Here is a 22349-nt window from a genome sequence, read left to right as displayed (position 1 = left end):
GCTTTCTTGATTTTTCGCTCCAACATACAGCAAGAGAGAGGGAATTTTATGAATAGACGGAACGTAGTGAAAGACTTAAAGCAGTTCGAATTATTTGCTCATTTAACAGAAAAAAAATTGAAAGGCTTAACAGAGTTTGTTTATTGGCGAACTTATAAAAAAGGTCAATTTTTATTTTTAGAAGGGGATTCAAGGGAAAGAATTTACTTCATGTTAGATGGTTTTGTAAAGTTAGAGCGGGTTAATCAAAATGGGAACTTATTATACGATGACTATGTAAAGCGGTATTCTATTTTTCCTTATGGTGGTATGTTTACAGACAGAGGATATAACTATACAGCAGAAGCAATGACGGATGTGGAGGTATATTATATTCCAACGGTAATCTTTGAAGATATGGTAAAATCCAGCAGAACGCAATTGATGTACGTTGTTCAGCAATTATCATCTATATTAAAATTAAATGAAAATCGAGTGCAAAATATTACAATTCCTAATGCACAAGATCGTGTTATCCAAACGTTAAATTATTTAATGCAGGATTTAGGAGAACAGAGTGGGGAAAAGATTGTAATTTCATGTCCACTTACAACAATTGAAATATCCAAAATATCTGGAACATCTCGAGAGACAGTTAGCAGCGTATTAAAACAATTAAAAAATGATAGCATTGTTACAATTTTAGATAAAAAAATTACAATACACAATCCAACATATTTTGAAGAAATCTCAATGTGAAAATTGTATATTGATTTTTTAATTCATAATGTATATTAATAAGGTTCTTTATATATTTATAAGGAACTTTTTTACGTTATCCTCTATAAAAAGATTGTATAGTATGGTAATAATAGCTAAAATCGATAATAAAAAACAAAGTGAAGGGGAGAAAGAATGATTCGTATTGAGTATGATCGATTAGTAGCTATTTGTTACAGTATAGGGGTTTTGTTATTATTAAAAATTCCAAATGATAATGAATTAATTGGGGAAAAACTATTCAATGTCTATAAGGTTCCGATACATACGTATGTTTATATGGATTATAAAGTCTCAAATATATTGATTGTTTCTTTCATACTACATGTAATTGCATTTATATTATTTTTAAAATGGCTAGGAAAAAAGGAGTCTAGTACATTTAGAAAAATGAATAAGATAAAAGTAGTAGGCATTAGTATTTTTATTGTAATGATGCCGTTTATTTTAAATACAATCCTCCAGACATTGAATAAAACATGGTACTATGCAGGAAAAACAGGGGTAGAAGCAATAGAATATAAAAAAGAAGATAGCCAGTGTAGAATGGAGAAAAATGGAGATAATATCCAACCGAAGTGCATTGTTACTTTAAAAAATTATCGTAATCATTCACAAGCATTAAAAGTTGTTTTATATGATAATGCAAACGAGAATTCAAAAAGCTATCCAGTACCGAAACCAGTCTATTTACAAAAACATGAGACAAAGCAATTCGAATTTCAAGTTCCTGTTTCTTATAATAGAGGTATGGAAAAAGATAAAGTACCAAATATTAAATTACATTCATTGCATGAAAATGATACGAAATACAATTAATCTGTAAGTAAAAGTTTATGAGTAGGAGCAAGAATTTGAAACGATATAGAAAATCAACTTGAATCATCCAACATACTGTGAGGTAACGGTATATTGGATGATTTTTTTATGTTATCCTCTTTTTCACGTATGAAAAGGAGGAATACTTTGTTGGAAATGAAAAACATCACAAGGATCATACATAGTTTTTACTTTACGCAATCTGTGAAAGTTAGAGCCATAATAACTAGTTTGCCAATTTTTAATGTCGATATCGGGCCAGTTCACATAGTCACCTAGTGTATAAGGATCTAAGCTTTCTCGTAAATCTTTAACCCAGCGTATATTTCGATTTTCTTCATCATCGCATTTCCAAGAGGTAATGTATTCTTGGGCAATAATTGCTTTACGATGAAAATAAGCCGTTTCATTCGGCGAAATATTTTCAACAGCACCTATGAGCGATTGATGCCAAATACTAGCATCTTTATTTGGGGCATGAGAAAGAAAGTATTGCATGAGTTGAATGCCTTTAAGGGGAATAGGTTTATAGACATAGGAACCAGAGCGCTTGAAATTTTCAGGGATGTTACCGCCATTAAAAAATTCGACAGCCTTTATATAAGGAACTTCTTCTATAAAGAGAGAGGGGCTGCCAGTTTCAAGAAGAGGGGATAATAGGGAATGGAGTTCAGAGGGAGAACCGACAAACTCGCCTTGTGCTTCGATTTTATTTCGTTGCTTGGCGAATAATTCGATCGATGAAGTGAGACGTTCATCTATATAAGGTGCCCAGTTTTGCCACGCTTGAAATGCAGCAATAAAGTCTTCCCATTCCCATGTAATTGAGAAAATTGATACATTTTTTACGGGGTGGACTCGAAAAGTTAAGGAAGTGATAATTCCGAAGTTTCCACCACCGCCACCACGGCATGCCCAAAAAAGGTTAGAGTTTTCTTGTTCATTTGCACGAATGGGTTTTGCACCAAATTTTCCACACGCTTGTACCATTTCCACTTCCATTAATTGATCACATGTTAATCCAAATAAGCGTGAAAGCATACCAATACCACCGCCAAGTGCTAATCCAACAATTCCAACGCTTGCACTTGTACCAGCAGGAATTGTAACACCGTAATTCCAAAGTTCTTTATAAACAGTGCCAAGATTTGCACCAGCCTCAATTGTTGCTGTTAATTTCTCTGTATTAACAGTAATGCGATGCATTTCACTCACATCAATAATAAGTCCTCTATTTAAAAGAGAAAAATTTTCATAGCTATGACGTCCACTTCTTAATCGAAATGGTATATGACGTTCACGTGCCCATTTTAAGGCGTTACAGATATCCTTGTTATTTTGACAAAAAACAATAATACAAGGGAGTTTTGGAATACTTAAATTTAAATTCATTCGGGCTACATTGTAGTCAGGATCTGTGGGAACAACGATACGACCTGTTAATTTTGTTTGCTTCAATTTCTTACTCCTTTCCAAAATAATCAGAGCTTTTTATTAATATATGAAAAATGTCTGTAATACGCGTGGACAAGGAGAGGTGGAGAATGAGATTTACCTTTGTGAGAAATAAATAAAGCATAAGAATAAAGAATCTACATAGAGTTCAATGAAAACAGTTGCAAACTGTTCATATTTTGTTATGATAGTGTTACGAAAACGTTTGCATAAAATTCTGATGGGATGCAAAAGGAGAGAAGGACTATGAATAAGACATGGTGGAAAGAAGCAGTTGCTTATCAAATTTATCCACGAAGCTTTATGGATTCAAATGGTGATGGTATTGGAGATTTACAAGGTATTATTGCAAAACTGGATTATTTAAAAGACTTAGGTATAGATGTAATTTGGATTTGTCCAATGTATAAGTCGCCTAATGATGATAATGGTTATGATATTAGTGATTATCAAGATATTATGGATGAGTTTGGTACAATGGCAGACTTTGATGCTTTACTAGATGAAGTTCATAAGCGTGATATGAAGCTTATTATTGATTTAGTTATTAATCATACGAGTGATGAACATCCATGGTTTATTGAATCACGTTCATCTAAAGATAATCCGAAGCGTGATTGGTATATTTGGCATGATGGTAAAGATGGTGCGGAGCCAAACAACTGGGAAAGTATTTTTAATGGTTCGGCATGGGAATATGATGAAGAAACAGAACAATATTATTTACATCTATTCTCACGTAAACAACCAGATTTGAACTGGGAGAATAAAGAAGTTCGCGAAGTACTATATGATACGGTTAATTGGTGGCTTGATAAAGGTATTGATGGTTTCCGCGTTGATGCAATCAGTCATATTAAAAAAGAAGAAGGCTTTAAGGATATGCCAAATCCAAAAGAGTTAAAATATGTGCCATCTTTTGATAAACATATGAATGTGAAAGGTATTCAACCTTTATTAGAAGAGCTAAAAGAAAATACATTCTCTAAGTACGATATTATGACTGTTGGTGAAGCAAATGGCGTTAAGATTGAAGATGCTGAGCTTTGGGTTGGAGAAGAGCAAGGTAAGTTCAATATGGTATTCCAGTTTGAACATTTAAGTTTATGGGATGCAGAGAAGAAGAAAGACCTTGATGTTGTAGGATTGAAAAAAGTATTAACGAAATGGCAAAAAGGATTAGAAAATAAAGGATGGAACGCTTTATATATTGAGAATCACGATAAACCACGTATCGTTTCAACATGGGGAGATGATAAACAATATTGGCGTGAAAGTGCAACAGCTCTAGGGGCGATGTATTTCTTTATGCACGGTACACCGTTTATTTATCAAGGCCAAGAAATTGGTATGACAAATGTTCAGTTACCAAATATTGAAGATTACGATGATGTAGCAATTAAAAATTTATATCGCGAGAAAATTGCAGAGGGCGTACCACATCAAGATATGATGGAGATTATATGGGCTTCTTGCCGCGATAATTCACGTACACCTATGCAGTGGAATGATGAGATGAATGCTGGTTTCACAACAAGTACACCTTGGTTTAGCATGAATCCAAATTACAAAGAAATTAATGTTGAAAAGCAAAAAAATGAAGAAAAGTCTATTTTCAATTTCTATAAGAAAATGATTGCCCTGAAAAAAGAGCACGATGTACTGAACTATGGTACGTACGATTTACTTTTAGAAGACGATCCACAAATTTATGCATATACACGTACGTTACAGGATGAAAAAGTCATTGTAATTAGTAATATCTCAAAAGAGGAAGCTGTGTATAATGAGGGTTCATTTGCACTAGAACGCAAACGTTTGCTTTTAAATAACTATGAAGTTGCGGAACATGAAGAAGTAACAACAATTGCTTTAAAACCTTATGAAACAAGGGTTTATCGCATTTCATAATAAAAAAGGATGCTCTTTGAGCATCTTTTTTTATGAAAAAAAATAAATTTCTATTGCAAAGTGAAAACGCTTTTATTAAAATAGATTTATGAAAACGGTTGCGTAAAGGATAAAAATAAAGTAATATAAGGAATCGTTTTCATAAAGGGAACAGAAATTATAATTTAAATCATTATGTTGTTATAAATAAAGGGGAGGAAGAACAGATGAAAATTACGTCTTTTGATTTTTGGCAAAAGTTCGGGAAAGCGTTATTAGTTGTTGTAGCTGTAATGCCAGCAGCCGGTTTAATGATTTCCATCGGTAAGTTAATTGGGATGTCTGCTGGGGATGTTAACGCAGTTCATACAATTGCTCGCGTAATGGAAGACATCGGTTGGGCAATCATTACAAATCTACACATTTTATTCGCAGTAGCAATTGGGGGATCTTGGGCGAAGGATCGTGCAGGCGGTGCATTTGCAGCACTATTAGCATTCGTCTTAACAAACCGAATTACAGGAGCTATATTTGGCGTAAACGCTCAAATGTTAGCGGATTCAAAAGCGACAGTTTCTTCAGTAATAGCAGGAGATTTACTTGTAAAAGATTATTTTACTTCTGTACTTGGTGCACCAGCATTAAACATGGGAGTTTTCGTGGGGATTATCACAGGTTTCTTAGGAGCTAATCTATATAACAAATATTATAACTATAATAAACTGCCACAGGCATTAGCATTCTTTAATGGAAAACGATTTGTGCCATTCGTTGTAATTCTTTGGTCTACAGTTACTGCGATTGTATTATCACTTCTATGGCCATTCATCCAAAGTGGGTTAAATGAATTTGGTCGCTGGATTGCAGCTTCAAAAGATAGTGCACCAGTTGTTGCACCGTTTGTATATGGAACGTTAGAGCGTTTATTATTACCATTTGGTTTACACCATATGTTAACGATTCCGATGAACTATACAGAGCTAGGCGGAACATATACGATGCTAACTGGTTCAAAAGTTGGACAAGTTGTAGCAGGACAAGATCCATTATGGCTTGCATGGATTACAGATTTAAATAATTTATTAGCAAATGGAGATACGAAGGCATATAACGATTTATTAAATAACGTTGTACCAGCTCGTTTCAAAGCTGGACAAGTTATCGGCTCAACAGCAGCGTTAATGGGGATTGCATTTGCGATGTTCCGTAACGTTGATAAAGAAAAGCGTGCAAAATATAAACCAATGTTTTTATCAGCAGCATTAGCAGTATTCTTAACAGGTGTAACAGAACCAATTGAATTCATGTTCATGTTTATTGCTCCAGTATTATATGTTGTATATGCTATTACAACAGGACTTGCATTCGCGCTAGCTGATTTAATTAACTTACGTGTTCATGCATTTGGATTTATTGAGTTAATTACTCGTACACCAATGATGGTTAATGCAGGTTTAACAAGAGACTTAATCAACTTTGTTATTGTTTCATTAGTGTTCTTCGGTCTTAACTTTACACTATTTAATTTCTTAATTAAAAAATTCAATTTACCAACACCAGGGCGTGCAGGTAACTATATTGATAATGAAGATGAGGCATCAGAAGGAACAGGAAATGTACAAGACGGTTCATTAGCAACAAAAGTTATCGATTTATTAGGTGGAAAAGAAAATATTGCTGACGTAGATGCTTGTATGACACGCTTACGTGTAACAGTAAAAGACTTAGATGTTGTTGCACCAGAAGCACAGTGGAAACAAAATGGTGCTTTAGGGCTTATTGTAAAAGATAAAGGTGTACAAGCGGTATATGGTCCGAAAGCTGACGTATTAAAGTCAGACATTCAAGATATGTTAGGTGCGTAATAATATGAAATTGCTAACTTTAAACTGTCATTCTTGGCAAGAAGAGAATCAAATAGAAAAGATACAATACCTTGCTAAAGTAATTCAAGAAGAAGAGTACGATGTCATCGCATTGCAAGAAGTAAGTCAGTCCATACAAGCTGAAAATGTATGCGGTAACAAGAAAGAAGATAATTTTGGACTTTTACTATTAGAAGAGTTAAAAGCGCTACATGTAAAAGATTACAATATTACTTGGGATTTCTCTCATATTGGTTATGACGTGTATGAAGAAGGATTAGCGATTATAACGAAGCATAATATTATAAAAGAAGATACGTTCTTTATTTCAGAAAACGAGGATACAACGTATTGGAAAACGCGTAAAATTGTAAGTACAACACTTGCTTATAATGGTAAGGATGTAACGTTTTACTCTTGCCATCTCGGTTGGTGGAATGATGAAGAAGAGTCATTCAAAGGTCAAGTCGATCGTTTGATGGAGCGTGTAGATAGCAATAAGCTCGCCTTCTTAATGGGAGATTTTAATAACAATGCTCGATTGAAAGGCGAAGGTTATGAGTATATGATGCAAAAAGGGTTGTATGACACATATGAATTAGCAATAGAGAAGGATGAAGGAACGACCGTCCAAGGCGAGATTGCTGGTTGGGATGAAAATAAACATAGTTTGCGAATCGATCTAATATTGTGTAACCAAAGTAAAAAGGTTCATTCTTCAAAAGTTATTTTTAATGGTACAAACAGAAATGTAATTTCAGATCATTTCGGTGTAGAGGTTCAATTGGATATATAATAGAAGAAATCCTCACAGAGAATAAAAGCTGTGAGGATTTTTTTTAGGAATACAAGTATTTCCAAGAGAAAACACTTGTATTTTTTATGACATTTCATATATATTTGTTATTATTGAATGTAAAACCGATTTGGTCATTTTGTATTCATACTTTCACTCACTTCGTTATATAATGAAGTAAGTGAAAGTTAATGGGAAAAAATAGTACGTTTTTGGTTAATACACGATGTAGAAAGTGATATAATTGCAAAATGTATGTATCATTTTCTAAAGAAGGAAAAATATATAATTAGGTGATAACTTCTATGAAACAGATTTGGCGTATTTATAAGACAGATTTACGGAATGTAGCCAAACATTGGGCTGCAATTGTTATTGTTTTAGGATTAATGATTTTACCATCGTTATATGCATGGTTTAACATTAAAGCTTCTTGGGATCCGTATGGAAATACAAAAGAGGTTCCCATTGCAGTTTCTAACCAAGATGCAGGTTCTAATTTAAGAGGGAAAGACATTAATATCGGGAAAGAGATTGTAGACTCCCTTAAGAAAAACAAAAATCTTGGCTGGAAATTTGTAGATGAAAAACAAGCAATTTACGGAGTTGAGCGTGGGGATTATTATGCAAGTATTACGATTCCAAAAGACTTCTCTGAAAAAATTGCAACTGTTCTGGATGAAAATCCGAAAAAACCAGAACTGGATTATTATGTGAATGAAAAAGTAAACGCGATTGCACCGAAGATTACAGCAAAAGGTGCATCAGGTATTACAGAAGAAATTAGTAAAAACTTTGTAAAAACAGCAAACGGTGAGATTTTTAAAATTTTCAATGACCTTGGAATCGATTTAGAAACAAACTTACCAAGTATCGAAAAAGTAAAAGATCTTGTATTTAAGTTAGAAGCGCAGTTCCCAGAAATGAATACACTCATGGATAAGGCGTTAGATGATGCGACTCGAGCAGAAGATATTGTGAAAGTGGCGCAAAAAGAGTTGCCGGTTGTAGAGAGTGTTATGAATGATGGGCAAGAAGCGTTAGGGAATTTAGATAAATTCTTTGCGAGAAATGATGAAACATTGCAACGTGCTCCAGGAACTATTAAGAATAATTTAATGGTAATGCAAAAAGGTTTAGATGGTGCCGCGGCAATTACGGATTTCTTAAAGAATCCATCATTGGATTTCAATCTGGCACTTCCAGATCCATCCAAGTTCCCAGACTTACCGAATATAACCATCCCGCAAATACCAACACTTCCAGAGTTACCGCAAGTGAATGGCGAGGGATATAAAAATATTGCTAAAAATATTAATCAAACTGTAAATAATGTTTTTAGTTCAATACGTGTCGGAACAACTTATGCACAAGGCGTTATAAACGGATTGCAAAATGGTAATTTTGATCCAGAAAAAGCAAAGCAAGACCTTAATAAGGTTTCTGAAAATCTTCAAGGTCGTGCAGATAGTGTTTCATATTTAATTGATGTCTTTACTAAATTTAAGGAATTTGCACCAACTGATTCTGGAAAAGACTTCTTCCAAAAACGAATAGATAAATTAACGAATCTTAAATCAGCTATAGAAAATGCAAATGGCGGCGTTAAAGATATCGCTAATATTATTGGTACAGGGCAAGAAGTGAAACAAGATGTCAGAGATGCTGCTAATAAAAAGTTAGATGCAATAAATAACTTGGTAAATCAAGCAGAAGCAGATTATAATGCGACGTTTGTAGCAGATTTTGAAAAAGCAGTAAGCACAGCTGAGCAATTGAAAAATAAGGCTGACAATGTAAAAGAAGATGCTCAGCAGCTTAGAGGCAATTTAAATCAAGATATAAATAAGGCTAATGAGATATTAAACAATGGTAGAGAGAACTATGATCAGGCTGTAGCGGATTATGCAAAACTAAAAACCAGTCTTGAAAAGGCAAAAGAAGATTTAAGTAATAAAGGTGTTAACGGCTTAGATTCTACAAAAGTAGCCTTAAATGAATTAAATGGGCAGTTTAAAGCAAGTTGGAATTTAGTTAATGACATGATTCCAGTTCTGGAAAGTACAAATAAAGTGTTAGCTGATGTGAATAGTGATAAAAACCTTAATGGTACAATTTCTAAGTTAAATAAAGCAAAAGATGGTTTGCAAAAAGGAATGGATTTAACTGATAAAGGAATTGACGCTATTAATAAAGGTCAAAAACCAGCAGCAGATGTTATTGAAAGTATTAATCAAGTGTCTAAAAGTGTTTCGGGCCAAATTGGTGACATTTTAGCTAAATATGACTCAGAAATCACTCCAAATTTCAATGCAGCAATTGCTCGCACAAAAGAGATGTCTAAAAACACATCTCAAATTTTAAAAGAGGCAGACAAAAAGCTTCCAGATGTTAAAAAATTACTAGAAGATTCATCAAAAGGTTTAGTAGATGGTAAAAAGAAATTAGCAGACATTAAAGCTGAAATGCCAGCTACTGAGAAAAAGATTAAAGAATTAGCAGATAAAATTCGTGATTTTGAATCTGAAGAGGATTTAAAAGACATCATACGCTTATTGAAAAATGATGTTGAGAAGCAAAGTGATTACTTTGCGAATCCGGTAAATTTAAAAGAGAATAAATTATTTGCGATGCCGAACTACGGTTCAGCAATGTCACCATTCTATACAGTGCTTGCATTATGGGTAGGCGCATTATTAATGGTTTCATTATTAACGGTAGAAGTACACGAAGAGGGCGCGAATTATAAGAGCCATGAAATTTACTTCGGACGTTTATTAACATTCTTAACGATAGGTCTTTCACAAGCGTTTATCGTATCGATGGGAGATATATTCTTACTCGGTACGTACGTAGTCGATAAGTTCTGGTTTGTGTTATTTAGTTTATTTATTGGTGGAGTCTTCGTTTGTATCGTATACTCACTCGTTTCTATTTTCGGAAACGTTGGGAAATCGATGGCGATCATTTTACTTGTACTGCAAGTAGCAGGATCGGGCGGAACATTCCCAATTCAAATGACACCAGCGTTCTTCCAAGCAATTTATCCGTTCTTACCGTTCACGTATGCAATTAGTGCAATTCGTGAAACAGTTGGCGGAATGCTTTGGGATATCGTAACACGAGATTTACTTGTGTTAAGTGTTTTCGTAGTAGTTATGATTGTTGCTGCGTTATTACTGAAAACACCAATTAACAAATCAAGTGAAAAATTTGTTGAGAATGCAAAAGGAAGTAAAATCATTCATTAAGAAAAGGTTCCTACCGAGAGCGGTAGGAACCTTTTTGTTTAATCGAACTTTAGTTTTTTTAATGCGTCTGCGAACGGGTTGTTTAATGGTTCTTCTTCTTTTTTCTGTTGTTTCATATATTTTTGAACGTCACGTTTATCAGCTTTGTTTCCAGATTCTTTTTTACGTCGCTCTTGGAATGTTGATAATTTCTCGCGATAGCCACATTTACATGCAAAGATTTGACCTGCACCTTCACCACGTAATTCTAGTTTCTTCTTACATTGCGGACAGCGAGCGTTTGTTGTACGGGATACATTTTTACGATGACCACATTCACGATCTTGGCATACGAGCATTTTTCCCTTTTTGCCGTTTACTTCTAGCATTGGTTTACCGCAGTCTGGACAAGACTTCGTTGAAATGTTGTCATGTTTATATTTTTTATCACTCGATTTAATTTCAGAAACAATTTCTTTCGTATAGTTCTTCATTTCAGAAATGAATACTTCTTTTTTCAGCTTACCTTTTGCGATAGCCTCAAGTTTTTGTTCCCATTCACCAGTTAGTGTAGGGGATTTTAACTCTTCTGGTACTAAATCAAGTAATTGACGACCTTTTGATGTAATGTGAATATCTTTACCACGTTTTTCAATTAAGAAAGAGTTGAAAAGTTTGTCGATAATATCTGCACGTGTCGCTACAGTACCTAATCCACCAGTCGATTTTAACGTATCAGCAAGTTGTTTATTTTGCGTATCCATATATTTTGTAGGATTCTCCATTGCTGAAAGTAAAGTTGCTTCATTAAAGCGTGCAGGTGCTTTCGTTTGACCTGATGTTTGCATAATTAACTTTACAGTTAATGTATCGCCCTTTTCGATGTGGGGTAGAAGCTGCTCTTTTACGTCATCAGTTACATCATCGTCTTCAAATCGATTTTCGTATACTTCCTTCCAACCAGCATGTAAAATTGTTTTTCCGCGTGCAATGAACGTTTCACTACCAACTTTAGTATGTAATGTTAGTTGCTCGTATTCGAATGCTGGGAATAAAACAGCTAAGAAACGTTTTACAACTAAATCATAAATTTTACGTTCTTTATCTGTGAATGCTGAGAAGTTAACGTATCCTTCTGTTGGAATAATCGCATGATGATCGCTTACTTTACTATCATCAACAAATGATTTATTAGCCTTGATAGGCTTTTGTAATACTTTATGTGCTAAAGGACGGTACTCTCCAACGCCACATGCTTTTAAACGTTCTGGAAGTGTTTCAACGATATCAGATGAAATGTAGCGTGAATCTGTACGAGGGTACGTTAGCACTTTATGTTGTTCATATAACTTCTGCATAATGTTTAATGTTTCTTTCGCAGAGTAACCGAACTTTTTATTTGCATCACGTTGTAATTCAGTTAAATCGTAAAGACCAGGAGAGAATGACTTCTTCTGTTTTTTATCAATTTCCACAACAGTAGCATGTTGTTTATCTAAACCTTTTACAATACCATCAATTTTTTCTTTATTAAAACTACGGCTATTGCCATTTGCATCTTGCCAAGTAAGTTTGAGTTTCTCCATCGTTTGAGCTTCGATGCCGTAGTAAGTTTGTGCTTTGAAGTTCTTGATTTCATCTTCACGACTAGCAATCATAGCGACAGTAGGCGTTTGTACACGACCGCAATTTAACTGAGCATTAAAGCGAGTCGTTAAAGCGCGAGTTGCATTAAGACCGATATACCAGTCAGCTTCTGAACGTGCAACTGCTGAAGCGTATAAATTGTCATAGGCTTTACCTGGTTTTAAATTTGCAAAACCATCTTTAATTGCTTTATCGGTTACAGAAGAAATCCATAAACGTTTGATTGGTTTGTTTAGCTTAACTTTATCGATGATCCAGCGTGCGACTAATTCCCCTTCACGTCCAGCGTCTGTTGCTACAATAATTTCATTTACATCTTTTCTAAGTAGCTGACTCTTTACAGCATTAAACTGTTTACCAGTTTGTTTAATAACCGTTAATTTCAAACGCTCTGGTAGCATCGGTAAATCTTCTAAATTCCACTGTTTATATTTCACATCATAGCTTTCTGGATCTGCTAATGTAACGAGATGACCTAAAGCCCAAGTTACAATATATTTACTACCCTCAAGATAGCCGTTTCCTTTTTTATCACACTTCAGTACACGAGCAATATCTCGTGCAACGGAAGGCTTTTCAGCGATTACAACGCTTTTTGACATATTAAAAACATCCTTTCAAATTTCCATAAGTTAAATATAGCATACATCTTCTTGAGATTCAGTTTCGCTTCATATTTGAGCTGTTTTTAGTGGAATGAACAAAATCCTCACTGATTAAAGTTTCACTTTATATAGAAAAGTAAAGAACTTGTTATTTTACTAGAATAAGAGTAGACTTTGAAGTAGATGAATAAGAAACACATGGGAGTTTGTGGATACAAACTGAGAGTATGGCTACTAGTCCGTCATTGACCATTTGAACCTGTTGGATAATGCCAGCGTAGGGAGAGTGTAAAAGCACATGTTCAGGCACTTTGCGTACGCGCGAAGTGCCTTTTTGTGTATCTCCCATCATTATAGTTAGGAGATGAAAAGGATGAATATGAAAGAAATTAGTAAAGTAGTGGATTTGGTGAGAGAATCTAATCCGCTCGTTCATAATATTACAAATGTTGTTGTAACAAATTTTACTGCTAACGGTTTGTTGGCACTTGGGGCATCGCCTGTAATGGCGTATGCAAAAGAAGAAGTAGCAGAAATGGCTAGCATTGCTGGAGCGTTAGTATTAAATATGGGAACACTTCGTCCTGAGGAAGTAGAAGCGATGTTACTTGCTGGTAAATCAGCAAATGTGAACAATGTGCCAGTACTATTTGATCCAGTTGGTGCAGGAGCAACTTCGTATCGAACAGAAGTTGCGAGACATATTCCAGCCGAAATAGATTTAGCAATTATCCGCGGCAATGCGGCTGAAATAGCAAACGTTATTAATGAGAAATGGGAAATTAAAGGGGTAGACGCTGGTACTGGAAATGGCAATGTTGTAAGTATTGCAAGGCAGGCAGCAGATGAACTAAATACAGTTGCTGTCATTACTGGAAAAGAAGATGTTGTTACAGATGGAGAGCGAACTGTTCTTATTCGAAATGGTCATCCTATTTTAACAAAGGTTACGGGAACAGGGTGTTTACTAACTTCGGTAATAGGAGCATTTGTAGCAGTAGAAAAAGATTATGTAAAAGCAGTAGTAGCCGCATTAACGTTTTATGGTGTAGCTGCGGAACTGGCAGCTGTTAAAACAGTAGAAAAAGGGCCAGGTAGTTTCCAAATTGAATTTTTAAATCAATTAGCGAATACAACTTCAGCTGATATTGAGAAGTATGGGAAGATTGAGGAGTTAGAGTAAGGGGGATGAAACATACGATGCGCATTGAAACAAAGAAAATGTCTAAGTTATTGCAAGTGTATTTTATTATGGGAAGTAATAACTGCACGAAGGATCCTTTAGCTGTATTGAAAGAAGCGTTAGATGGTGGAGTGACACTTTTTCAGTTTCGCGAGAAGGGGGAAGGTTCTTTAATCGGAGGAGATAGAGTGCGCTTTGCAAAAGAATTGCAGACGCTTTGTAAGGAATATAGTGTTCCTTTCATTGTAAATGATGATGTAGAATTAGCCATTGAATTAGATGCAGATGGTGTTCATGTAGGACAAGATGATGAAGGGATTACATCTGTTCGTGAAAAAATGGGAGATAAAATTATCGGCGTATCTGCTCATACAATTGAAGAAGCACGCTTTGCAATCGAAAATGGAGCAGATTATTTAGGCGTTGGACCTATTTTTCCAACGAGTACGAAAAAAGATACGAAAGCGGTTCAAGGAACGAAAGGATTAGCTTATTTTAGAGAACAAGGAATTACAGTGCCAATCGTTGGTATTGGTGGGATTACAATTGAAAATACAGCGGCAGTTATAGAAGCGGGTGCGGACGGTGTTTCAGTTATTTCAGCAATTAGTTTAGCTGAATCTGCGTATGAAAGTACGAGAAAATTAGCTGAAGAAGTAAAGAGAAGTTTGTAGAAAAGGACATGTAGTATTTTAAGTGCTACATCGAGAAGTAGACTGCCCAAAAAATTTAAACAAACATTTGATTAAAAAAGCACAAACCTTTTTAAATAAGGGTTTGTGCTTTTTCTTTAAAACATAATAGAAATTAAAAGCATTCCAATGCCGATAGAAGTAAATGTTGCAATTAAGCCTGGAATCATAAAGCTATGATTTAATACGTATTTACCGATACCTGTTGTACCAGTACGGTCAAAGTTAATGGCAGCAACGATTGTTCCATAGTTCGGAATGAAGAAATATCCATTTACTGCAGGGAACATCGCAATCAGTAGCGCTGGTGGAATACCAAGGGATAGTCCAAGTGGCATTAAGGCACGTACTGTTGCTGCTTGGCTGTACAGTAAAATAGATAGAATGAATAGTGCGATGGCAAATAGCCAAGGTGCACTTGTTACTAAATGCTGAATAGATCCTTGAATCATATTTAAGTTTCCATTAAAGAAAGTATCTCCCATCCAAGCGATACCGAAAATAGCAACAACTGCTGTTGCTCCTGCTTTAAAGACGTTACCAGACACAATGCTTTCTACATTTGGTTTACAGAAAATAATAATAAGAGCCGCGATAGTTAACATAACCATCTCAATTGTGTTCGGCATGGAAAGACGAGCTAACTTTCCATCAACTATCCATCCTGGGCGAAGTGTTTCAAATGAACCAAGAAGTACAACAAGGAAGGTTCCTACTAGGAAAAGGATAACTGATAATTTAGCGCCCTTTATACCTACAAATTCTTTTTTCTCTTCAAGCTTAGGAATCATTCCTTCTTTTAATCGTTTCAAGTATTCAGGGTCTTCATTTAATTCTTTTCCCATCTTACTAGCAACGAATGCTGCTAACATACAAGCAATGAAAGTAGAAGGAATACTCACTTTTAAAATATCTAATAAAGTGATTTTATAGTCAGCTAACATTGCTAAAAGAGCAACTGTGGCAGCTGAAATTGGACTAGCTGTAATTGCTTGCTGAGAAGCGATTACGGCAATCGACATTGGGCGTTCCGGTCTAATCCCTGATTCACGAGAGACTTCTGCAATAACAGGAAGTACAGAATAGGCAACGTGACCAGTACCTGCACATAGTGTGAATAAATAAGTAACAATTGGAGCAAAAAAAGTAATACGCTTTGGATTTTTTCGCAATGCTTTTTCAGCTAGATGAACAAGATAGTCCATTCCTCCAGCAGCTTGCAAAGCACCAGCGGCTGTAATTACTGCCAAAATCATAAGCATTACATCGATAGGAGGCGCGGTTGGTTGTAAGTGGAAGACAAAAACGAGTATTGCCATACCAACTCCACCCATTACTCCTAAACCAACTCCGCCTAGGCGTGCACCAATAAAAATACAGAGTAACAAGGTAAGAAATTGTAGCCAAAACATGATAAACTACCTCCGAAATTCATTAGTTAAGATATATTCGAATAGTTTAATTTGAATGAAAATTAAATGAATACCCGAAGAAATCCTTGTTATTTATACATTTTTTATTATATAACACAAAAAAAGTAACATTCACGTACTTTTTGAAATTATTTCGAAAAAGCAATTCGTTAAAAATTTGTATTTATATCTCTAAATAAGTAGACATTTTGATTTATATGTTGTAACCTTTGATAGAGAATATATGATTCTCATAGAACTCCCATATCGTTCAACTCGTTCAGCGAGAAAGGCAAACTGATGGAAACATGAGGACGCAAAACTACAGGAGCTAAGGTCGAAAGGCTATGCTAGCCAGTTACCGGACGGATAGGGTTGGTCTTGGCCAATGCTTTTACATTGGCTTTTTTTTATTCTCGAACATATTGAGAAACATCTTTAAACAAAATATTCATATATTTTGTTTTTTTTTGTTTAGAATCATTAAGGAAGGTGGATATTAATGAAAAAATATTGGCATAAGTTATCGTTCCTTCAAAAGAACGTCTTATTAACCGTATTAGTTATTTTGACACTTGTTGGAAGTATGGGTGCGTTAAGTTTCAACATGTTTCAAAATAGTATGATGTCTTTATTTGAAAGACAGTCTATTGAAACAGGAGAAATAGTGTTGAAAAAATTGGATGTAGAATTAGTTAGAGACATGGCGAAAGATCCTACAGCCGAAAAAGTGAAAAAAGAAAAGTTAACAGAGAAATTAGATGAAGTGTCAAAAGAATTGAAAAGTGTTGGACAAACGTATGTTACAGGAGCAAAGCCGAATGAAAAGCGGGAATTACAACTCGTTGGTTTGACTACAGAGTTAACAAATGCATTCCCTATAAAGCCGGGAGATTATTATGAACAACCCGCTCATTGGATGAAGGCGTACGATAAGGTCATTGATACGAAAAAGGCCCAAATGACAGAAGTATATGAAGATGAAATAGGTTCGTGGGTGACAATATTAGAACCAATTACAGATGGAGAAAACAATATTGTTGCAATTATTGCGGCTGACTTAGATGCTTCCATTGTTCCTATTACAAAAGAGAAGTTTATGATACAGGGCTTACTCTTTATCATTATTTCATTAGCAATTGCGACTATTACTCAATTCTTTATCGTGCGTCACTCGCTAGCTCCATTAAAAGATTTACGAGAAGGATTACGTAAAATTGGTGAAGGTGATTTAAGTATTAAATTAAAAGAAAGACCAGATGATATTGGAATTATTAATGTTTATTTCAATAACACGATTGAAAAATTTAAAGGGATTATAGATAAAGTAAGGCAAACTGCTGAGCAAGTTTCTTCTTCTTCACAAGAATTGTCGGCGAGTACAGAGGAAAACAGTATGGCAGTTCAAGAGATTGCAAGTTCTATTGAAGGTTTAAGAGTAGGGGCACAGTCTCAAAAAACTTCAGTACAACAATGTTTAGGAATTGTACATGGAATGGAAGATAAGGTAGAAGAGATAACTGGGGCTGCAAAACAAGTTGCGGTTGCTTCTGAAGGTATGGAGCAACATTCAATTGAAGGTAATGAAGTGATTGGACAAATTATTAATCAAATGAGTTTAATCCAAAATGCAGTACAGGATTTATCTTCCATCATTTATTCGTTAGAAACAAGGTCAAAAGAAATTAGTGATATCGTAACTGTAATTACAGGTATTTCAAATCAAACAAATTTATTAGCTTTAAATGCTTCTATTGAGGCTTCACGTGCTGGAGCAGCTGGAAGAGGGTTTGCAGTTGTTGCTGATGAAGTACGAAAATTAGCAGAACAAACTGAAGCGTCTGCAAAAGATATAGCGAAATTAATTGGTGAAACACAAGCTGAGACAGAAGATGCTGTAGTTTCAATGCAAAAAGGTTCAAAAGAAGTAGAAACTGGAATTTCACTTGTTCAAAGTAGTGGAGATTTCTTTGAAAAAATTTCAAAATCAGCGCAATCTGTTACAGATCAAGTAAAAGCTGTCTCTGGTAATTCGAGTGACATTTTACAAAATAGCCAGAATATTGTTCAAGTCGTAAATGAATTATCACATATTGCAAATACTTATGCCAACAGCAGTAGTAATGTTGAAGAAAGCATGAAAGAGCAAGAAATATCAGTACAAGATATTGCAGAATTAGCGACTTCTTTAAGTTGGCTTTCTCAGGAATTACAAGAGCTAATTGGTGAGTTTAAAAGTGAATAAGAAGAAAGATCAATTCTAATCGAAGGGGGATCCCCCTTTGATTATGAATTGAACTAATTTGCCCGTTAATAAGGGATGAAAAAGGTGTGAATTTTCACACCTTTATTATATTTGAGAGAGGAATTTACATAAATATGAAATTAGCAATTTCTTATAATGAGATGGTAAAAGAATTTTTAGGAAAAGTAGAAGGAAGTATTAAAATACCTAAAGATGTTCAAGGAACAGAATTTGGGGTAAAAAGAAAAACTGAACTATTTCCAAATTTGACTCACATTGTAGATTTAATAGGAGCGACTGCAACGTGGTTATATCATATTTCTAAAGAAAAACATATTGTCGTGCTTTATCATGTAAGAGGAAGTTTATTTCCGATTACTATTGAAATTTCTAATTTTCTCTCCTATGAAAGTTTGAATTTACAGATTGAAGAGCAACTGGAACAAATTAAAGAAATGAATGAGGAAGAAATAGAAGAGTTTCAAAACGGTAATACATTATATGAAATGTCACCTATTATTATTGGTGAAACATATTATGAGCTACAAGACACGAATACATTACAATTTGTATTCAGTAAAAATATGCAAAGCGTAGAAATAATATTTAATAGTGTTAATTGGAAAGAGACAACGATTACTCGTTATGCACAACAAATAAAAGGTGTTTTAATCAATACATTACAAAATAATAATAATTATATAAATGATTTTAATGTTATTACAGAGGCCGAGATGGCACTTTATAGTCAAGTGAATGATACGACAGCAGTATATCCTGAGAAAAGTATCGTCGATATGTTCTATAATACTGTTACTCAATTTCCAAATCGTATAGCTTTATCTTCAAGGGAAGGTACTTTAACTTATGAGGAGCTAAATAAAAAAAGTAATCAAATAGCTCATATGTTAATTAAAAACGGCGTCCAATTAGGAGACTATGTTGGAATATTTATGAAACGTAGCATAGACACAGTAGTAAGTATGGTAGCTATATTAAAAGCTGGTGCAGCGTATGTTCCGATTGATCCAGATTATCCGGAAAGTAGAATACAGTACATTATTCAAGATAGCCAAGCGAAAGTTATATTGATGAAAGAGACGCCTATAACATGTGATGGGGTTCAAACAGTTTCAATGTATGATAGTGAAACTTGTGAAGATATAGATGTAAAGTTGTCTATTCATTGTGATGATGTAGCTTATATGATTTATACATCTGGTTCAACAGGGAATCCAAAGGGAACGATGTTAGCACATAGAGGCGTTGTTAATCTGTACATTTGGATGCAAAAGCAATATGAATTGACAGAAGAGGATGTATTTGCCCAATTTCCTTCCTTTAGTTTCGATGCTTCTGTATGGGAGTCATTTGCTTCTTTATTCTGTGGAGGAAACTTGTATGTATTATTAGAGGAAGAGCGATTGTCTGTAGAAGCATTTGCACATGCAATCTATAAAGTGAAAGCAACTTCGATCTTGGCATTAGCAACAATTTTTGTTCGACAAGTAGCAACTTATTTAGCAGAAGAAGATATATATAAGCTAGCTTCCCTAAAAAGAATTGCGATTGGCGGTGAAATGTTGCCTGTAGAGGTTATTAAATTGTGGAGAGAAAGAATAGGTACAAATGTTGAAATTCATAATGTATACGGACCGACAGAATGTACAGTAGTGACGACAACTTATAAAATACCTAGTCAGTTAAATGAGGATGTTGCGAGTATTCCCATTGGTAAACCATGTTCTAATTATCAAGTTATGATTTTGGATGAGAATATGAATCTTTGTCCAATTGGTGTACCTGGTGAATTATATATAGATTCAGTAGGATTAGCAAAAGGGTATTTTAATAAACCTAATAAAACAATTGAAGCTTTTATTCCGAACCCTTTTAATCCTATAGTTAATATATATAAAACAGGTGATATTGTTAAGTTGCTAGAGGATGGAAATATAGAGTTTTTACATCGGAAAGATGATCAAGTAAAAATTAGAGGACATCGTATTGAACTAGGAGAAATCCAAAGTAAAATTTCTCAAAATCATAATATAAAAGAAAATGCTGTTTTTGCTAAGAAGAGTAAGGAAGGTAGCCAATATTTAATCGCGTTCTATACAACTTTAAATAAAAAAGAAATACCAGAATTAGTTTATCAGTTACAAGAGCAATTACCAGATTATATGGTGCCATCTAAACTAATTTATATTAATGAATTACCACTTACACCTAATAAAAAGATTGATGTTAAGAAGTTAGCTCAGGTAGAAGAAAAGTATGAACCGGTTCGTCTACAAGAATATGTTGCACCTTCTAATAAAGCAGAAAAACAAATAGCGCGCGCTTGGGCGGAAGTATTAGGAATTTCAAAAGTTGGAGTGCATGATGATTTCTTTACAATTGGTGGACATTCATTGAAAGTATTACGAGTCTTAACATTGTTAAAAGAAGATTTCTCACATTTAACAATTCAAGATTTCTTTAAAGAAAGAACGATATATGGATTAGCTCGAATTGAGCGAGAAGTAAAAGTAGAGAAAGAAGAAGTATTTCGTGAATATAAAGTGATTCACGAACCGGATACTATTACGTATGCAAACGTTTTGGAAGAAACCCAGATTTCAAATGTCTTTTTAACAGGAGCTACTGGTTATTTAGGATCACACATATTATATGAATTGCTGAGAGATACATCTGCTACTATTTATTGTTTAGTAAGACCAACCAAAGATGTGCAGCAAAGAATTATAGATACATTAACAGCTTACTTTAATGATATATGTGAAGAATGGTTACAGCGTATACAGGCCGTAGCTGGTGATCTGGGAGAAGAGTATCTTGGGATGAGCGAAGAAGAATTTATGTTCATCAGTTCTAAGATGGATACGATAATTCATTGCGGTGCAGATGTAAGACATTTTGGAGATGTAAAACAATTTGAAAATATAAATGTCCAAGGAACTAGCCGTATGCTAGCATTAGTGGAAAAAGATGCTACATTCCATTTTATTTCTACGATTGGTATCCCGTTAGAATTAGCAGTAGATCAATGGGATACATACATGAAAACTGGTGATTTTAATTACAGTGTAGACTTAGAGAATGTATATTCAAATAGTAAACTACAAGCGGAAAACATTGTTCGTGAAGCAATGAAAAATGGTTTGCGTGGAAATATTTATCGTGCAGGTAATTTAGCATGTCATTCAGAAACAGGTTCGTTCCAACAAAATATTGAAGGAAACGCATTTTATCGTCTTATTAAAACAATGCTATTAATTGGAAAAGCACCAAATGTGAAGTGGAAAGTTGATTTCACACCAATTGATTTTGCTAGTAAATCAATTGTAACGTATGTACAAGATTCACAAATAGATGGAGAAACATTGCACATCTGTCATCCACATCAAATTGAGTTTGAACAATTTATACAGCTAATTGGAGAGTGTGGATACAATCTTGAACTGGTTACACTTTCAGAATATGAAAATGCCGGACTTGAATTAGCAAAGGGAAATGAAGTAATAGCAGAGTTAATTGCTTCTCAAGTTGCAGGAGATGGAGCGCAGCAATCTGAAATTGTAATGGGTACGCGTAGAACGAATGAATGGATTAAGAAAAAAGAATTGAAAGTACCAGCAATTAATAAAGAATTTATACAGCAGTTATTAGCTCATGGTGAAAAAGTTGGTTATTTTCCAAAAATAATGAAATGATTATGCATGCTTTTGTTTGTTCAATAAAATAAATC

At 34.5% G+C, this 22349-nt stretch carries 13 protein-coding genes and 2 riboswitches; of the genes, 10 read left to right on the top strand and 3 right to left on the bottom strand.

What is annotated here, in order from left to right:
• The first annotated feature begins 48 nt into the window (after positions 1–48).
• Both MHI28_RS15785 and MHI28_RS15780 read left to right on the top strand, forming a co-directional pair.
• On the top strand, positions 49–738 hold the full coding sequence (locus tag MHI28_RS15785; protein ID WP_001081906.1) for a Crp/Fnr family transcriptional regulator: 690 nt from the start codon (positions 49–51) through the stop codon (positions 736–738).
• 156 nt (positions 739–894) lie between these two features.
• Positions 895–1578: a hypothetical protein gene (locus tag MHI28_RS15780; RefSeq protein ID WP_000619191.1), complete on the top strand. Its 684-nt coding sequence runs from the start codon at positions 895–897 to the stop codon at positions 1576–1578.
• A 123-nt stretch (positions 1579–1701) separates the two neighbouring features.
• Here MHI28_RS15780 and MHI28_RS15775 read toward each other — a convergent pair whose 3' ends face one another.
• On the bottom strand, positions 1702–3036 hold the full coding sequence (locus MHI28_RS15775; protein ID WP_000814907.1) for an FAD-dependent oxidoreductase: 1335 nt from the start codon (positions 3034–3036) through the stop codon (positions 1702–1704).
• 243 nt (positions 3037–3279) lie between these two features.
• Between MHI28_RS15775 and MHI28_RS15770 the strand changes: the two genes are divergently transcribed.
• The 4 genes from MHI28_RS15770 to MHI28_RS15755 all read left to right on the top strand — a co-directional run bounded on the left by MHI28_RS15770 (position 3280) and on the right by MHI28_RS15755 (position 10835).
• Complete coding sequence (locus MHI28_RS15770; RefSeq protein WP_001044700.1) at positions 3280–4944, top strand: glycoside hydrolase family 13 protein; 1665 nt, start codon at positions 3280–3282, stop codon at positions 4942–4944.
• 206 nt (positions 4945–5150) lie between these two features.
• Complete coding sequence (locus MHI28_RS15765) at positions 5151–6788, top strand: PTS transporter subunit IIBC (protein WP_000705569.1); 1638 nt, start codon at positions 5151–5153, stop codon at positions 6786–6788.
• Positions 6789–6792: 4 nt separating this feature from the next.
• The gene (locus MHI28_RS15760; RefSeq protein WP_000771991.1) at positions 6793–7584 is read left to right on the top strand and encodes an endonuclease/exonuclease/phosphatase family protein; all 792 of its coding nucleotides are present in this window, start codon (positions 6793–6795) and stop codon (positions 7582–7584) included.
• 305 nt (positions 7585–7889) lie between these two features.
• Entirely contained in the window at positions 7890–10835 is a 2946-nt protein-coding gene (locus tag MHI28_RS15755; RefSeq protein ID WP_000810077.1) for a YhgE/Pip domain-containing protein, read from the top strand.
• A gap of 38 nt (positions 10836–10873) precedes the next feature.
• Here the strand turns inward: MHI28_RS15755 and topB are convergent, their stop codons facing one another.
• Entirely contained in the window at positions 10874–13063 is a 2190-nt protein-coding gene (gene topB / locus MHI28_RS15750; protein ID WP_000047318.1) for a DNA topoisomerase III, read from the bottom strand.
• 191 nt (positions 13064–13254) lie between these two features.
• Positions 13255–13367, top strand: a riboswitch (TPP riboswitch).
• Positions 13368–13439: 72 nt separating this feature from the next.
• On the opposite strand from topB, the gene thiM reads away from it, so the two are divergent.
• Entirely contained in the window at positions 13440–14249 is an 810-nt protein-coding gene (gene thiM / locus MHI28_RS15745) for a hydroxyethylthiazole kinase (RefSeq protein ID WP_001056107.1), read from the top strand.
• 5 nt (positions 14250–14254) lie between these two features.
• Positions 14255–14923 (top strand): thiamine phosphate synthase, encoded by a 669-nt coding sequence (thiE, locus tag MHI28_RS15740; protein WP_043311671.1) that lies wholly within the window; start codon positions 14255–14257, stop codon positions 14921–14923.
• Positions 14924–15039: 116 nt separating this feature from the next.
• Here thiE and MHI28_RS15735 read toward each other — a convergent pair whose 3' ends face one another.
• Positions 15040–16353 carry an anaerobic C4-dicarboxylate transporter family protein gene (locus MHI28_RS15735; RefSeq protein WP_000498703.1) on the bottom strand — a complete coding sequence of 438 codons (1314 nt, stop codon included), beginning with the start codon at positions 16351–16353 and terminating at the stop codon, positions 15040–15042.
• A gap of 281 nt (positions 16354–16634) precedes the next feature.
• Positions 16635–16719: riboswitch (cyclic di-GMP riboswitch) on the top strand.
• A 136-nt stretch (positions 16720–16855) separates the two neighbouring features.
• On the opposite strand from MHI28_RS15735, the gene MHI28_RS15730 reads away from it, so the two are divergent.
• Both MHI28_RS15730 and MHI28_RS15725 read left to right on the top strand, forming a co-directional pair.
• Positions 16856–18598, top strand: coding sequence for a methyl-accepting chemotaxis protein (locus tag MHI28_RS15730; protein WP_000761081.1), 1743 nt, complete (start codon positions 16856–16858; stop codon positions 18596–18598).
• 134 nt (positions 18599–18732) lie between these two features.
• A complete protein-coding gene (locus MHI28_RS15725; protein WP_000761458.1) occupies positions 18733–22314 on the top strand; it encodes a non-ribosomal peptide synthetase family protein in 3582 nt (1193 codons plus the stop codon).
• Positions 22315–22349 lie beyond the last annotated feature (35 nt).

The sequence above is a fragment of the Bacillus sp. FSL K6-0268 genome (assembly GCF_038005425.1).
Classification (GTDB): Bacteria; Bacillota; Bacilli; order Bacillales; family Bacillaceae_G; genus Bacillus_A; species Bacillus_A thuringiensis_S.
This window is presented reverse-complemented; position numbering and strand designations above follow the sequence as displayed.

Coding starts and splice junctions, on each gene's coding strand:
- MHI28_RS15785 (WP_001081906.1), top strand. CDS start 49: ATGAATAGACGGAACGTAGTGAAAGACTTAAAGCAGTTCGAATTATTT.
- MHI28_RS15780 (WP_000619191.1), top strand. CDS start 895: ATGATTCGTATTGAGTATGATCGATTAGTAGCTATTTGTTACAGTATA.
- MHI28_RS15770 (WP_001044700.1), top strand. CDS start 3,280: ATGAATAAGACATGGTGGAAAGAAGCAGTTGCTTATCAAATTTATCCA.
- MHI28_RS15765 (WP_000705569.1), top strand. CDS start 5,151: ATGAAAATTACGTCTTTTGATTTTTGGCAAAAGTTCGGGAAAGCGTTA.
- MHI28_RS15760 (WP_000771991.1), top strand. CDS start 6,793: ATGAAATTGCTAACTTTAAACTGTCATTCTTGGCAAGAAGAGAATCAA.
- MHI28_RS15755 (WP_000810077.1), top strand. CDS start 7,890: ATGAAACAGATTTGGCGTATTTATAAGACAGATTTACGGAATGTAGCC.
- topB (WP_000047318.1), bottom strand. CDS start 13,063: ATGTCAAAAAGCGTTGTAATCGCTGAAAAGCCTTCCGTTGCACGAGAT.
- thiM (WP_001056107.1), top strand. CDS start 13,440: ATGAATATGAAAGAAATTAGTAAAGTAGTGGATTTGGTGAGAGAATCT.
- thiE (WP_043311671.1), top strand. CDS start 14,255: ATGAAACATACGATGCGCATTGAAACAAAGAAAATGTCTAAGTTATTG.
- MHI28_RS15735 (WP_000498703.1), bottom strand. CDS start 16,353: ATGTTTTGGCTACAATTTCTTACCTTGTTACTCTGTATTTTTATTGGT.
- MHI28_RS15730 (WP_000761081.1), top strand. CDS start 16,856: ATGAAAAAATATTGGCATAAGTTATCGTTCCTTCAAAAGAACGTCTTA.
- MHI28_RS15725 (WP_000761458.1), top strand. CDS start 18,733: ATGAAATTAGCAATTTCTTATAATGAGATGGTAAAAGAATTTTTAGGA.